Genomic DNA, 14411 nt, shown 5'->3' with positions numbered 1-14411 from the left:
CGAGCCGGGCCCGGAACCGCGCTTGGTCGGTCTTAGCGGCGGATGCCGAGGCGCTCGATGAGGGCGCGGTAGCGGGCCTCGTCCTTGCGCTTGACGTAGTCGAGCAGCGAGCGGCGCTGCGAGACCATCTTCAGCAGGCCCCGGCGGGAGTGGTTGTCCTTGCCGTGGGTCTTGAAGTGGCCGGTCAGGTTGGAGATCCGCTCGGTGAGGATCGCGACCTGGACCTCGGGGGACCCGGTGTCCTTGGCGTCCTTGCGGTGTTCCTTGATGAGCGCGGTCTTGCGCTCCGCCGTGATCGACATCGCATACCTTTCGGGTTGTGCTGGTCAGATGCGGCGCCCGTATCGGGGCGCTCGAGCTCGGCGTTCGGCCGGTGCCGGGATGTCGTCCAGCACGGTCACAGCGCCAAGCGGCTCAAGCCCCGCCCGGTAACCCGGGCCGAGGCTGCGCGATCCATACACGAAACCACCGGATAAACCAGCCCCGGGCCGGAGGGCTGCGCCGAGGGAAGGGTTAACACCGGCGTGGTAGCCGGAACCGGCACGAACGGCGGCCCGGCGATGAACGGTAGTCTCTCGGATATGGGCGGCGTCCTCATGGCGACGCTGCTCGGCGTTCCCGTCATCCTGCTGCCGGGCTACGCGCTGGGCAGCCTGACCGGGATTCTGGGGTTTCGCAGCCTCCCGCCCGGTGACCGCCTCCTGTGTTCGGCCCTGCTGGGGATCGGCCTGCTGCCGGTTCTCGACAGCCTGCTGGTCCAGGCCGCCGGCATCCCGGCCACCGTGCTGGCCAACCTGGCGCTGGGGCTGGCCGGGCTGGTGCCGGCGATCCGCGCGCTGCGGGGCCGGATCGACCCACCCGGCACGGCGCGCGGGCTGGCGCTCGCCGGGCTCTGGCTCGGGATCGTGGGCTACGCGCTGATCGACATCGATACCGGTACGGGTCTGTACCAGCCCGTCACCGTCATCGACCTCGTGAAGCATGCGAGCCTGACCCGCGCGATCGTCCAGGACGGCCTGCCGCCGGTCGATCCGTTCTTCGCCCGGCCCGAGCGCGCCGGCTACTACTACTTCTTCTACGCGCTGTGCGCTCTGATCGACCGGGCCGGGGGAACGCTCGTCGACGGGCGCACCGCCTTCGCGGGGCTCGCGTTCTGGACGGGGATCGGGCTGCTCGGCCTGCTGGACCGGCTGCTCGCCGCCACCGGGATGGTCCGGGAGGCCTCCCCGCGGCTCGTGCGCCGCGCGACCCTCCTGCTGCTGCCGGCGGCCGGGCTCGACATCCTGCTGGTCGTCCGCGACCGGATCGCCACCGGGCTCTGGATCCCGATGCCGGAATGGCTGAACGATCAGGTCCTGAACTGGCCGAGCTCCCTGGTCTGGGTCCCGCACCACGTCGCGGCGACCCTGGCGGCCTGGCTCGGGCTTCTGGTCCTCGCGGAGGCGGCGGACGGGACCCGGCGCGCGCCGGGCTTCGCGGTCGCGGTGGCGGGCATCGCCTTCGCGTCCTGCGCGGGCCTGTCGGTCTGGGTGTGCCTGGGCGCGGCCGCGGCGGCCGGGACCTGGCTGGCGCTGCTCGCGCTCGAGCGCCGCTGGCGCGATGCCGGACGGCTCATGGCGGCCGGGCTCGTCGCCGCACTCCTGGCGGCACCCTACCTGTCCGGGCTCCTGGCGAGCCGGCATGAGGCCGGGCAGGCGATCGTCCTCGCGATCCGCAGCTTCGGGCCCCTGGAGGGATTTGCGGACGGGCCGACCTTGAGCCTGCTCCGCCTGATCCTGCTGCCGGTCAACTACTACCTGGCCTTCGGGGTCTTCGCCGCCGGCACGTTCCTGTTCTGGCGGGTCGTCCCCCGGCGCGTCGCGCATGCGCACGAGGCGGGACGCCTGCTCAGCATCGTGGCGGCGTCGTCCCTTCTGATCGGCGGCTTCCTGCGCTCGGCGATCCTGTACAACGATCTGGGCTGGCGCGTGGTCCTGCTGGCGCAGGTCGCCGCCCTGGCCTGGACCGTCACGGCGCTGGCGCAGGGCGCCGGAACGCGGCTTCGCCTGCCCGGCCTGATCGCCGCGTTGCTCCTGCTCGGCTACGCGACGACGCTCTACGGATTCGTCGGGATGCGGGCCTTCCGCGTCTTCGGCCATCCGAGCTTCGCGTTCCTCAACGCCCGCCCCGACATCGATCGCGCCCTGCGGACGGCCTATGAATGGGCCGGCACGCATCTGCCGCGGACCCTCGTACTTCAGCACGCGGCCGCCGCACCGCGCGTGTTCGACTTCGGCCTCTACGGACGCCAGCCGGTCGCGGTGGCCGACCGGGAGGCGCGGCTGTTCGGGGCCTCCGCGGAGGCGGTTGCGGAGCGGCTCGCGCAGGTCGAGCCGATCTTCTCCGAGACTCTCGGGGCAGACGACGTCCGGCGCCGGGCGGCGGCAGCCGGCATCGGCGCACTCATCGTCACCGCCCGGGACGCCCCCTGGACCGACCCTGACTCCTGGGTCTGGCGGAGCCGGCCGCTCTACGCGTCGCCGATGGTCCGGATCCTGTCGGTCCAGGATCTTGGCCAGGACGTAAGCGGGGCGGCGCGATGACCCGGACCGGCCCCGGGCGCCTGGGAGTGGCGTTGCGCTGGCTCGCGGCCCAGGGCGCGCTGCATGCCGGAGCAATCCTCATCGGGTTCGGCTGCTTCGTGCTGCTGTTCCGGACGGACCTCGCATCCGGCGTCACGATCCTGTTCTATCGCGGCCTGATCCTACTGCTGGTGGCTTTCGTGATCACCGCCGGGGCGATGACAGCGCTCGCCGTCCTCGGCCGTCCCTGGGGTCTGCATCGCCGGGACGCGCTGGGGGCCTGCGTACTCTCGCTCGCCCTGAACCTCAGCGTGTTCGTGATTCTCCCGGTGACGATCGACCGCTCGATCAGCGTCTTCCTGCTCGGCCAGATGGCGGCTCGTCCCGAGGAACGGTTCAGCCCCGCGCGTGCGCAGGCGTTGTTCGAATCGCTCTATCTCGGGGAGTACCGGCAGATCGAGCGGCGCCTGGCGGAGCAGACCGCGTCGGGCAACCTCGCGCCGTCCGGGGACGGCTATGTCATCACCCCGCAGGGACGCGCCTTCATCCGATTCTCGGCGTCCGTGGCCCGACTCTTCCGGACCGACCCGCGAATGGTCGAGGCCCAGCCACCGGCCTCCGACAAGGCGATGCCATGAGCACGGCGCCGGCACCGCTAACCGAAAACGTTCAACCTGCCTAAAAGTTCGACGCTGTGAATATATTGAAGTCCCTTTCACCATAAAAATATTATTTTACTCAAGATCATGGTGTTCGTACGATACCTATCAAGTAAAAATCAATGTCCATAATTTTTTAATTTCTATTAGTACCGTTAAGCGGATCATTCAGGACGCGGTACATCGCATCATAAATTTTAAATTCGATCCAATTCCTTTAAGAAAGGAAATGATTCCAGCCGAGGTCGATACCGCTCCCTGCGCCGTGGACACACTTTTTTAGATCCGAAGATTGAAAGGTTACGTCACCATGTCGAACAGCCTGACATCTCGGTGGTGACTGTACGCGTCCGTGACGCGCGTCCCGCTCATCACACCCGGCCGTCAGTCGAGTGGAGTCTGGCCGGGTTCGGCGGTCTGATCGCCGTGCTGGCGCCGCTGGTCATCCTGGCGGTTCCCCAAGCGGACGTGGTGGCGGTAATCGGCCCGCCCGGCGGCAGCGCCGCCGACGCGGCCCGGATCGTCGCGGAGGCGGGCGGAACCCTCCTGAACCGCGGCGGGCGCGACGACGTCTTCCTGGCCCGCTCTGACCGGGCGGGGTTCGCCGGCCGCCTCTATGCCGCCGGGGCCAGCCTCGTCCTCGACGGGCGCCTTTCCGAGGGGTGCGGCCCGTCCGCACCCGCCACGCCTTCGCCGGATCCCAGCGCGGACACGGCCCGGAACTCGTCCCCATGAACGATCTCGAAACCCTGCAGCGCCGCTTCGGCCGCTTCCTGATCCCGCTGCTCTGGGCGCACGTGGTGCTGGTCGCCGCCGCGGAGGCCGTGACGAGCGCGGCCTTTCCAGCGATCGCCCCGGTGGTCGCGGCCGCCTCGCTGGCGGCCCTGGCGACGGCACTCTGGATGCGCGACCCGGTGAGCGAGGCGACCCGCATCGTGAGCGGCGTGGCCCTCGTGGGCATGGCCGCCCTCCTGCTGGTGGCCTTCGCGGGTCACCCCTGGCAGATCGACCTGCACATGTACTTCTTCGCCTGCCTGGCGATGCTGGCCGGGTGGTGCGACTGGCGGGTGATCCTGGCCGCGGCCGCGGCGACGGCCATCCACCACCTCGCCCTCGACGTTGCGATGCCCGCCCTGATCTTCCCGGACGGGCGGGCCGACCTCGGCCGGGTGATCCTCCATGCCGCGATCGTCCTGATCGAGACCGGCATCCTGATCTGGGTGTGCCGCACTGTCGAGCAGTCCTTCCGGGCCCTCGCGGCCTCCGAGGGGCAGGCCCAGGCCCAGCTCGCCCGGGCCATGGCGCTGGAGGGCGAGGCCGAAGCGAGCCGGGCCGCCCTGGAGACGGCGCGCCGGTTCGGGACCGAGCAGCTCGCCCGTGCCTTCGAGGAATCGATCGGCGGCATCCTCGACCACGTCGCCGCCGCGGCCGGCGCCGTCGAGTCGCGCGCGGCCGGCATGGCGGCGACGGCGGCCACGACGGCGGACCGGTCCCTGTCGGTGGCGGCCTCCGCGGGGGATGCCGCAATCAAGGTCCAGCTGGCCTCGGCGGCCGCCGCGGAGCTGGGTTCGTCGATTGGCGAGATCGGCCGGCAGGTGGACGCGTCGGCCACGTTGGCCCGCGAGGCCGCCGCGCAATCTGCGACGACGACACCCCTGGTGACCGAGCTGAGCGCGGCGGCCGAGCGCATCGGCGACGTGGTGGCGCTGATCTCGAACATCGCCGGCCAGACCAACCTGCTGGCGCTGAACGCCACGATCGAAGCGGCGCGGGCCGGGGAGGCAGGCCGGGGCTTCGCGGTGGTGGCCGCGGAGGTCAAGGAACTCGCTGAGCAGACGGGCCGGGCCACGCAGGAGATCGCCACACAGGTTCACCGCATCCAGACCTCGACCGGGCAGGCCGTCACGGCCGTGGACGGCATCACCGTTCGGATCCGCGACATGAGCGGCGTCGCCACGGCGATCACTGCGGCTGTCGAGGAGCAGGACGCGGCGACCCGTGAGATCCTCAGGAACGTCTCGGAGGCCGCCACCGACACCAGCGCGATCACCGCCACCCTGACCGATGTCACCCGCGACGTGCAGGTCACGGGATCCGAGGCCGGCCGCGTGCTCGCCTCGGTCTCGGGCCTATCGCAGGACTTCGCGAACCTGCGCGCCGAGGTCGGCCGCTTCCTCGAGTCCGTACGTGCGGCGTGACGTCGCGGCTCGGATCTTGCTCGCCGGGCTCCCATCCGACACAGCTGATGCCGGACGACCATGAGCTGCGACATGACCGACACCGCCGCAATCGCCCGGATCGAGAGCCCGGCGAACGGTCATCCCGAACTCGCGCGGAGCCTCACGGCCCCGGGCCTGATCGCGATCGGGCTCGGCGCCACGATCGGCGCCGGCATCTTCGTCCTGACCGGAACCGCCGCGGCGCAATATGCGGGGCCGGCCCTCAGCCTGTCCTTCGTGATCGGCGGCATCGCCTGCGGCTTCGTCGGCCTGTGCTACGCCGAGCTGGCCGCCATGATCCCGGAGGCGGGATCGACCTACACCTACACCCGGGCGACCCTCGGGCTTTTCCCGGCCTGGATCATCGGCTGGGACTTGGTGCTCGAATTCGCCCTGGCGGCGGCCACGGTTGCGGTCGGCTGGTCCGGCTACGCGCAGTCGCTCGCGGCGGATTTCGGCCTGACGCTGCCGGCCGCGCTGTCGGGGGCGCCGGGGGACGGCGGCTGGGTGAACCTGCCGGCGGCCGGGATCGTGCTGGCGCTGACCGCGCTCCTGACCCGCTCGACCCGGGACGCCTCCCTGATCAACGGGCTCCTGGTGGTTGCCAAGATCGCGATCATCCTGGCCTTCGTGGGCGTCGGCGCCGTCCATCTGCAGCCGGCGCTGTGGCATCCGTTCGTGCCCGAGAACGCCGGCACGTTCGGCAGCTTCGGCTGGAGCGGCGTGTTCCGCGGGGCCGCGGTGGTGTTCTTCGCCTTCATCGGCTTCGAGACCGTCGCGACCGCGGCGGGCGAGTGCCGGGCGCCCCAGCGCGACGCGCCGGCCGGACTGATCGGATCGCTGGCGATCAGCACGGTCCTGTACGTGGCGGTGGCCGCGGTGCTCACCGGCCTCGTGCCCTACCGGGAACTCGACGTCGCCGACCCGATCGCCAAGGCCATCGACCGCCTGGCGCTGCCCAGCTTCGCCATCGTGATCAAGATCGGGGCGCTGATCGGGCTGACCACCTCGGCGCTCACCGCGCTCTACGGGCAGGGCCGGATCTTCTTCGCCATGGCTCGGGACGGGCTGCTGCCGCCCCTGTTCTGCCGGGTCGATCCGGAGACCCGGGCGCCGGTGTCGAGCCAGGTGGTGATCGGGCTGTTCACGGCTGCGGTGGCCGGGCTGGTGCCGATCGATATCCTGGGCGAACTCGTCAGCATCGGCACGCTCCTGGCGTTCAGCCTCGTCTGCGCGATCGTGCTGATCCTGCGCCGCACGGACCCGGACAGGCCCCGGCCGTTCCGCGTCCCGGCGGCGACCCCGGTCGCAGTGCTCGGCATCCTGTCCTGCGTGATCCTGATGGCGTCGCTGCCGGCCGACACCTGGATCCGGCTCGCACTCTGGCTGGTGATCGGGCTGGCGATCTACGCCGGCTACGGCCGGCGCAACGCCCGGCTCACCCGAGGAGGTTGAGCGTGGCCCGGCTCACCGCGTCGATCGACGCCTCGGCGCTGAGGTTCAGCTCGTAATTGCGGATCACGCGCTGCAGGTCGGCCGATTCGAGGGCGACGTTGACGTTGGGCAGGCGAACATAGCCTTGCCGGTCGGCGGACACGTTGGACGGGTCGTAACGCCGGCGGAAATCGCTGGAATCGCGCACGATGCGACCGACCGGCTCGCGCCCCGCATCGACGTCGACCGGCCGGAACACCGCGATCTTCCGGGCGTACGGTACCCCATTGGGATTGGCCGGGACCGAGTCGGCGTTCGCGATGTTCTCGGAGATCGCACGAATCTGGCCGCTCTGCATCCGGCGGCCGTAGGCCAGCGCGTCGGTGGCCGCCTTGAGGGGGCTGGTATCCGGCATGCTGGCGCGCTCGGTCGGAACGGGAAGAGGGACTGACCGATCCTTTCCGAAACAGGCTTAAGGGCCGGTTAACCGGCCCGGCCCGACAGGCTCACCGCCTCGCGCAGGTCCCGTCCGTCGGTCAGGCGCAGGCCCCTCCGGCGCAGGGAGGCGAGCAGCGCGCGGTCCGGGAACGGACAGTAGGGCAAGACCTCGGTGCTGCGGCCCTCAGGGATGCGGCCGGTGCGGGCGATCTCATCGAGGAGGCGCTCCAGCAGACCGCGGCCATGGGCGTGGAGTGCCACGGCCGCCCGGGTGGCGGTGGTGTCCGCGGGCAGCGGGACGGCCTCCTGGGCGAGGATCGCCCCGGTGTCGATCGTAGCGGCGAGCCGGTGCAGGGTCATGCCGAAGGCGCCCGGGCCATCCGCGAGGGCGTGGATCGTCGGGACCGGCCCGCGATGGCGCGGCAGCAGCCCGGGATGACCGTTGATGCCACCGAGCGGCGCCAGCCCGATGGTTTCGGCCTTCAGGATCTGGTCGAAATGGTAGGTCAGGATCAGGTCGGGGGCGGTCTCGCGCAGCCTCTGCGCGACCTCGGGACCGTTGACGTCGTCCACTGTCAGGGTCGGGATGCCGAGGCGCCGGCACAGGGTCTTGAGCGGCGTCGATTCCGGCGCATCGCCACTGCCGGCCACGGCCTGGGTCAGGGGTGCCAGCGGCCGCAGCAGGTCGGGCAGCCCGAAATTCACGGCCAGATACGGCAGGATCCCGGTCCCGGACCGCGCGAGGTGGCGCCGGACTTGGCCCGTCAGCCCGCCGCTCGACGGCCGCTCGGCGTTCGAGAGCCCGACGCAGACGATGTCGGCGCCGTGATCGGCCACGAACCGGCGCACCACCCGGGCATTCGGCAGCGCCTCCAGCACGAACAGGGCGATCCGGGCCCGGCTCATCAGCGGCGCGGCCGCCGCTGGAACCGGAAGGCGTAGAGCCCGGCCCGGCGGATGCTCTCCGGCAGGAGGAGGACGGTCCTGGCGAGGGCCGCCAGCGCGAACGGGAAGGCGATCACGTCGCGATCCTTGGCGACGCCCTTGGCGATGTACAGGGCGGCCTGCTCGGCGCTCATCTCCAGGGGCCGCCAGCCCTTCAGCTCGCCGCCCATCGGGGTCTTCACGTAGCCCGGCGCCACGACGTTGACCTTAACGCCCCGCGGCCCGACCTTCTGGCGCAGAGCCAGCCCGTGGGCGACCAGGGCGGCCTTGGCGCCGCTATAGGCCGGGGCATCCTGCAGCGGCGCGTAAGCCGCCAGGGACGAGACGAGCACGATCTGGCCGCTACCGCGCTGGAGCATCAACGTCAGCGTGGGCAGCACGATGTTGAGCGAGCCCGTGTAATTGATGTCGGAGGTTTCGAAGGCCGTTTCCTCGGACTCGACCTCGCCCTTCTGGTTGCCGCCGTTAACGGCCGCGTTGGCGATCACGAGGTCCAGTGGCTGGGCGGCGTGAACCCTGTGGATCAGGGCGATCGCGGCGGCCCGGTCACGGGTGTCGAGGCGCACGGGCTCGACGGTCGCGCCGCTCGCCCGGCAGTCCCGGGCCACGGCTTCGAGCCGCTCGACATTGCGTCCGACGAGGATGAGGCTCGCGTCGGCACGCGCGTAGTGGCGTGCGAGCGCAGCGCCGATACCGCTCGACGCGCCAGTGATCAGAATGCGGGGCATGACGCGGGTGCTACGCCGCGGAGCACGGACAAATCAAGGCCGGGGAGGGCTCATCGGTGACTTAATGGGTCACCGGGACCCGGAAACTGTCTGCGGAAACCGACAGGTTTCCCGCTACGCTTCAATAGACAGGCGCGAGTTGCCCGTCGCTCTCGCCGCCCTCACGAATCACCCGCGCGGCGGCCAGCATCGAATCGGGGAGGGCGGATTCCATCCGCGGCACCGAGCCGGCCACCGCTCGCTCGATCGCCCCCTTGGAGAAGAAGCCGCCGTTCACCTGGGTCCGGTGCAGCACGACCCGGCGGAAATCGGCCATCAGGCCCATGTCGGGCGGGGTCGGGTTCGTCCAGAACCCGTCGAGGTCGGCCTGATGGGTCAGGCCGGCCATGTTGTAGATCGCGGTACCCACCGCGTGGGTGGGGCGGCCCATCTCCAGGGACAGCATGCCCACGGTCGAGTTGACGATCACGACGCCGCGGGCGCCCTTGATCAGGGACGGGAGATCGCCGCCGTCGATGAAGTCGAGCCGGTCGCTGACGCCGTGGCGCCGGGCCGAGGCGCGGGCGAACTTGCGCCAGTTGATCAGGCCGCTGTCCAGCGGATGAAGCTTCACGAGGAGCCGCGTCGGCGCCGAGGACGCGTCCGCGAAGGACTTGATCACCCGGTCCATGAAGCCTTCGACGCCCAGGAACGGCGAGTGCACCCGGATCTGGTAGTCGCTGTCGAGCTGGAGCGGCAGCAGGAAGTAGTCGCAGCCGACCGCACGGTAGATCTCGTCGCAGCGCGCCGCCTCGCGGCGGGTGTGGGAGCGACGACTGAACTTCTTGATCCAGCCAGCGTACTCGGCCGCGATATGGGTCGGCCGGTGGCTGCGGAAATGCGGGAAGAGATAGGGGAAGGCGATGTTGGCGACGTTGTAGCCGACATCCCAGACGCTGCGACGGGCCATGTCGCCGGTGGAGGGCATCGCCCTTCCGGGCTGGGGCAAGCGGCGCGCCAGCGCGCGGACTTCGGCCGCCGTACGGGGCAGGGACGAGAAGCCGTTCACCCCGCCGAGCTCGCAGGTGATCCAGTTGGGACGGATGTAGCCTTCCTCGAACACGTGGACCCGCAGGCCACGAACCTCCGCGATCATCCGGGCCGCCCGGTGGAACGGCCGGCAATCGCCGAACAGCACGATGTCGGTGACGGCCTCGCGGTCGAGATACGATTCGAGATACGTGCCCCAGGCCTCGCGGCGACCGCGGTAGTTGTCCGCCTTGCCGTTCCAGAACAGCCAGTCGCCGGGGCACAGGTTGATGCGCCGGACCTCGTGTCCCCGGGCGCGCAGCGCCTTGCCGAGATCGGAGAAGAACGGAGATGCGATGCCCTGCAGGAACAGGAAGGTCGCGGGGCGGTCGCGGAGGGCGTCGAGGGCGGTCTTTTGCATTCCGCGGCGCTTCTATCCTTGACCCTCGGCCGGACGGAGCCGGACCGGAAAGACTGACCTGAGGTGGCACGCCTCGGCGCGAGCCGGCAATCCGAGGCCGCGTCGCAGGATGGCGTTTCCGCTCCGGCGTGGCCCGTCTGCAACGGTCGCACTTTCGCGGCCCCCGCCTGGATTGAAGGGGCAATCACGGCGACGATATGTCCAAATCCTTTCCACGACGTGACGTTTTGATGGGACGGCCGCGCTTGTCCCTGCGATTTCGGTGATTCAGGCCCGGCCATCCCATGCCGGGGAAAATGCGCTACACGACGGCCCGAACGAGTCAGACGACCGGAGCCGGGCGCCCCATCATGTCCCTTGAACCGACCCCGTCGCTCTACGCGACCGGCCGGACGATCCACCGCCTGCGGGCGGAGATCGAGGCCGCGACGGGTCTCGCCTTTGGGCCGGTCCGGCCGGCTGCGGTCGGCGCCGTCTGGGGCGCGGAAAGCCTGCGGGCGCGGCTGCTCGCGCTGACCGGCCGGCGCCGGCTCGTGGTCGCGCCCGGTCCCCTGCTCAGCCCGTACGACCGGCCGGAAACCGGCTTCGCATCCCTGCGGATCAGCCTCGACGGCGCGCCGCTCGGCGGGGCGGGCGGCATCCACTACCTCGATCCCTGGACCCGCGCGCCGATCGGCCGCGAGGCCTGCGCCGAGGCGGTGGCCTGGCTGGCCGCACGATTCGCCGAGAACGACCGGCGTGTCGTCTATGTCGGCATGTCGCGCTGGAAGAGGCCGGCCCTCGACGTGCTCGGCACCGGGCCCGCCGGGCGCCCAATTCACACCATGACGGCCGAGGCCGCGGTCGCGGCGGGCCGGCGCCATCACGGCCGGATCCTCGCCTGGGCGACGCGCGCGCCGGGTAAGCTGGAAGACACCTGCACGCAGGCCGGCCTGCCGCTCGCCCGGGTGGAGGACGGCTTCCTGCGCTCGGTGGGCCTCGGGGCGAGCCTGCAGCCCGGCGCCTCCATCGTGGTCGACGACCTCGGCATCTACTACGACCCGCGCCGGGAAAGCCGCCTGCAGCGGCTGCTGGCCGACTCGGATTTCCCGCCCGAACTCGTGAGCCGGGCCAAGCGCCTGCGCGAGGAAGTCGTGGCCCGCCGCCTCAGCAAGTACAATGTCGGCCTGGACGCCGCATCGCTCGATTGGCCGGCCGGCCGCAGGATCGTGCTGGTGCCGGGACAGGTGGAGGACGACGCCTCCGTGCAGCACGGCTCGCCGCTGGTCCGGTCGAACCGGGCACTGCTCGAGGCCGCACGGCGGCGCAACCCCAACGCCTTCCTGCTCTATAAGCCTCACCCCGACGTCGAGGCGGGGTTCCGCCCCGGCATCATTCCGGAGGCGGAGGCGCTGGCGCTCGCCGACCGGATCGTGGCGGGGGTCAGCATCGTCGACCTGCTCGACCGGGTCCACCACGTCGAGACCATGACCTCGCTGGCGGGCTTCGAGGCGCTGATCCGCGGGCTCACCGTGGCGACTCATGGCCGCCCGTTCTACTCGGGCTGGGGCCTGTCCGAGGATCTGGCGCCGGGAGCCGACCGCGGCCGCAGGCTCACCCTGGACGAGTTGGTGGCAGGGGCGATGATCCTCTATTCGCGCTACCTCGACCCCGTGGCCATGAAACCCTGCAGCCCCGAGCAGCTGCTCGACCGGCTGAGCGCCGCCCGGGAGGCCGCCCCCCGCAGCGCGCTCTCGATCGGCCGCACCGCCCATTGGATCATGCGCGCCCGCTACGGCCTGTTCAATCCGATCGTGCGGGCGTTGCGCCGCCGCCGCGGCGTCGGCCGCGAGGCTGGACCGCGCTGAGGGCAGGAGGCACCGCCTTGGCATCCGGTGTGCCGGATTTTTCGAGCTAGCACACGAGGATAGAGCGGGCTTCTCTTGTTCCGGAAGAGGGGGCGTCGCCGAAGCCCCCTCTTCAGGGAATGTCCCGAAGCCCTTGTTTCAACATGTTCTTCCGTGCCGAGTCGGACCCCGTATCGATCGCTCGCACGCTCGCCCCTCTCCGAGTTCCTGGACCTTGACGACGTTCCTCACCGCCACCGGCCTCGCGCTGGCCCTCTGCCTCGCCCTCGAAATCTTCGTCGGCGATTCGCTCACCCGGGCGAGCCTCGCGCCGCGGGATCTCGCCCTGCGGTTACTCGGCTACCTGCTGATCCTGCTGTTCTGGTTCTGCTTCTCGTGGCGGCCCTGGCTGGCCGCCCTGACCTGCGTCGTCTCCGTCGCCGCGCTGATCTATGTCAGCCGCGCGAAGCGCTCGGTGATCGGCGAGCCGCTGCTGTTCAGCGACTTCGTCCTGCTGCCGCAGGTGCCGCGCCACCCGCAGCTCTATTACATCCCACCGCTCTGGGACCCGCGCATCGCGGTCCCCGTGCTCCTAACCGTGATCGCGACGGTGATCTGGTACCGGACGGAGCCCAGCGTCCTGCCGGATGCGCCGATCCCCTGCGTCGCCGCGATGCTCGGCCTGCCGCTGGCCCTGTGGCTCCTGTTGCGCGCCGCCTCCCGGCCGCCGCTGGCGGGCCTTGTCGCCCGCTGGTTCCCGGAGCCCGACCTCGAAGCCGACGTCGCGCGGGTCGGGCTGCCGGCGAGCCTGCTCGGCTACACGGCCCGGGCGCTGGCGGGCAGCGCCCCGGTCCCGGACGTGCCGGTGCTGCCGGCCGGCCCGGGCGACGACGTGGTCGTGGTGATCCAGCTCGAATCGTTCATCGACCCGGAGCGCCTCGGCGGCCCGGCACTGCCCGCGATGGAGCTGTTCCGCACCCGGGCCGCGCAATACGGCCGGCTTCGGGTTCCCGCGCACGGTGCCTACACGATGCGCAGCGAGCACGCCGTGCTGACCGGCCGGCCCTCCGACAGCCTCGGCTTCGGCCGGTACGATCCCTACACCTCCCGCAGCGGCGACGAGCCGACCAGCCTGGCCCGGCTGGCCCGGGGCCGGGGCTACGGCACCCTGTTCCTCCACCCGTTCCACCGGGATTTCTTCCGCCGGGCGAAGGTCATGCAGGCCTTCGGCTTCGGCGACCTGGTGATGGGCGAGGCGTTCGAGGCGGCCCCCCGGGTCGGCCCCTATGTCGGCGACGTGGCGCTCGGCGAGCGCCTGCTGGACGAGGTCCGGGGGCAGCGCACCCCGCTGTTCCTGTTCTGCGTCACGATGGAGAACCACGGACCGTGGAAACCCGGTCGGCTGCCCGGGATCGACGCCCCGGAGGCGCAGTACCTCCACCACGTGGTCAATACCGGGCGGATGGTCGAGAACCTCGTGGCCGGGCTCGACGGCCTGGCGCGCGAGCGCGGCCAGGCCGTCACGCTCTGCGTCTTTGGGGACCACGCCCCCTCGCTGCCGACCTGCAAGCCGGGCTTCGGCGGTCAGGCGACGGATTACGCCGTGTTCCGGTTCGGCGGCCCTCAGGTGACGCCGCGCCGCCTGGACATCACCGCCGACGCCCTTGGACGGGAGCTGCGGTCCACCCTCGCCAGCACCCTTGCGGACAGGCCGGCAAGGACGCGATAAGGTTAAGCTTGACGGTAACAAGTTCGACAGTGCCACGCTGGTGACGCATTGCCGGCCGATAGCGAAGCTGTCCGAGAAGTGGGTTCCGCACGGTGCCCGCCCGTTCGACGCGGCCGTTAAAGCGATCGCAGCGTTTGGCGGTCACCATGGATGTCCCGGTCCGAGCCAGCGATGGCGCGGAGGCCGGCGAGGAGAAGTCTCTGTGATGCTGCGTAAGACGGCGCTCTCAGCGCTGATGGCCGCCCTCGCGGCAGGGTCCATCGGCGGCTGCACGTACCTGCCCGCGGCGGGTCCGACGGCCAGCGCGATCGAGGCTGGCGCGGAAGTCGCCACCGCCGACGGCGGCACGCTCGCCCGCTACGAGATCATCGACGTCACCCCATCCGTGATCGAGGCCCTGCGCGGCCGCCCCCTCGACAGCCTGCTCGCCTCCTTCGGCGACC

General features: G+C 70.7%; 12 protein-coding genes and 1 pseudogene. 8 read left to right on the top strand and 5 right to left on the bottom strand.

Going from position 1 to position 14411, the window contains the following annotated elements:
- Positions 1-32: 32 nt before the first annotated feature.
- Positions 33-302 carry a 30S ribosomal protein S15 gene (gene rpsO / locus FV233_RS01840; RefSeq protein ID WP_147856365.1) on the bottom strand — a complete coding sequence of 90 codons (270 nt, stop codon included), beginning with the start codon at positions 300-302 and terminating at the stop codon, positions 33-35.
- A gap of 258 nt (positions 303-560) precedes the next feature.
- Between rpsO and FV233_RS01835 the strand changes: the two genes are divergently transcribed.
- From FV233_RS01835 to FV233_RS01815, 5 genes are all read left to right on the top strand, one after another.
- Positions 561-2582: a hypothetical protein gene (locus FV233_RS01835; protein WP_147896462.1), complete on the top strand. Its 2022-nt coding sequence runs from the start codon at positions 561-563 to the stop codon at positions 2580-2582.
- On the top strand, positions 2579-3199 hold the full coding sequence (locus FV233_RS01830; protein WP_147856998.1) for a hypothetical protein: 621 nt from the start codon (positions 2579-2581) through the stop codon (positions 3197-3199). The genes FV233_RS01835 and FV233_RS01830 overlap by 4 nt, the downstream gene beginning before the upstream one ends.
- A 354-nt stretch (positions 3200-3553) precedes the next feature.
- Positions 3554-3955 (top strand): hypothetical protein, encoded by a 402-nt coding sequence (locus FV233_RS01825; RefSeq protein ID WP_147896461.1) that lies wholly within the window; start codon positions 3554-3556, stop codon positions 3953-3955.
- Positions 3952-5418: a methyl-accepting chemotaxis protein gene (locus tag FV233_RS01820; RefSeq protein WP_147896460.1), complete on the top strand. Its 1467-nt coding sequence runs from the start codon at positions 3952-3954 to the stop codon at positions 5416-5418. Before FV233_RS01825 ends, FV233_RS01820 begins: the two co-directional genes overlap by 4 nt.
- A 72-nt stretch (positions 5419-5490) precedes the next feature.
- Positions 5491-6894, top strand: coding sequence for an amino acid permease (locus FV233_RS01815; RefSeq protein WP_147896459.1), 1404 nt, complete (start codon positions 5491-5493; stop codon positions 6892-6894).
- Here the strand turns inward: FV233_RS01815 and FV233_RS01810 are convergent.
- From FV233_RS01810 to FV233_RS01795, 4 genes are all read right to left on the bottom strand, one after another.
- Entirely contained in the window at positions 6878-7288 is a 411-nt protein-coding gene (locus FV233_RS01810; protein ID WP_147896458.1) for a flagellar biosynthesis protein FlgC, read from the bottom strand. The two genes, FV233_RS01815 and FV233_RS01810, sit on opposite strands and share 17 nt — an antisense overlap.
- 68 nt (positions 7289-7356) lie before the next feature.
- Positions 7357-8217: a formyltransferase family protein gene (locus FV233_RS01805; RefSeq protein ID WP_147896457.1), complete on the bottom strand. Its 861-nt coding sequence runs from the start codon at positions 8215-8217 to the stop codon at positions 7357-7359.
- On the bottom strand, positions 8217-8984 hold the full coding sequence (locus FV233_RS01800; protein ID WP_147896456.1) for an SDR family NAD(P)-dependent oxidoreductase: 768 nt from the start codon (positions 8982-8984) through the stop codon (positions 8217-8219). The genes FV233_RS01805 and FV233_RS01800 overlap by 1 nt, the downstream gene beginning before the upstream one ends.
- A gap of 121 nt (positions 8985-9105) precedes the next feature.
- The gene (locus FV233_RS01795) at positions 9106-10413 is read right to left on the bottom strand and encodes a capsular biosynthesis protein (protein ID WP_147855887.1); all 1308 of its coding nucleotides are present in this window, start codon (positions 10411-10413) and stop codon (positions 9106-9108) included.
- A gap of 350 nt (positions 10414-10763) precedes the next feature.
- Between FV233_RS01795 and FV233_RS01790 the strand changes: the two genes are divergently transcribed.
- The 3 genes and pseudogenes from FV233_RS01790 to FV233_RS01780 all read left to right on the top strand — a co-directional run.
- Entirely contained in the window at positions 10764-12260 is a 1497-nt protein-coding gene (locus FV233_RS01790; protein ID WP_147896455.1) for a capsular biosynthesis protein, read from the top strand.
- A 214-nt stretch (positions 12261-12474) separates the two neighbouring features.
- Positions 12475-13968, top strand: coding sequence for an LTA synthase family protein (locus tag FV233_RS01785; protein WP_147896454.1), 1494 nt, complete (start codon positions 12475-12477; stop codon positions 13966-13968).
- 205 nt (positions 13969-14173) lie between these two features.
- Positions 14174-14411: pseudogene (locus tag FV233_RS01780) on the top strand (sugar transporter); the annotation flags it as partial.

The sequence above is a fragment of the Methylobacterium sp. WL7 genome, assembly GCF_008040085.1.
Lineage (GTDB): Bacteria > Pseudomonadota > Alphaproteobacteria > Rhizobiales > Beijerinckiaceae > Methylobacterium > Methylobacterium mesophilicum.
The sequence above is the reverse complement of the archived record's forward strand: the minus strand, read 5'-3'. Positions and strand labels throughout refer to the sequence as shown.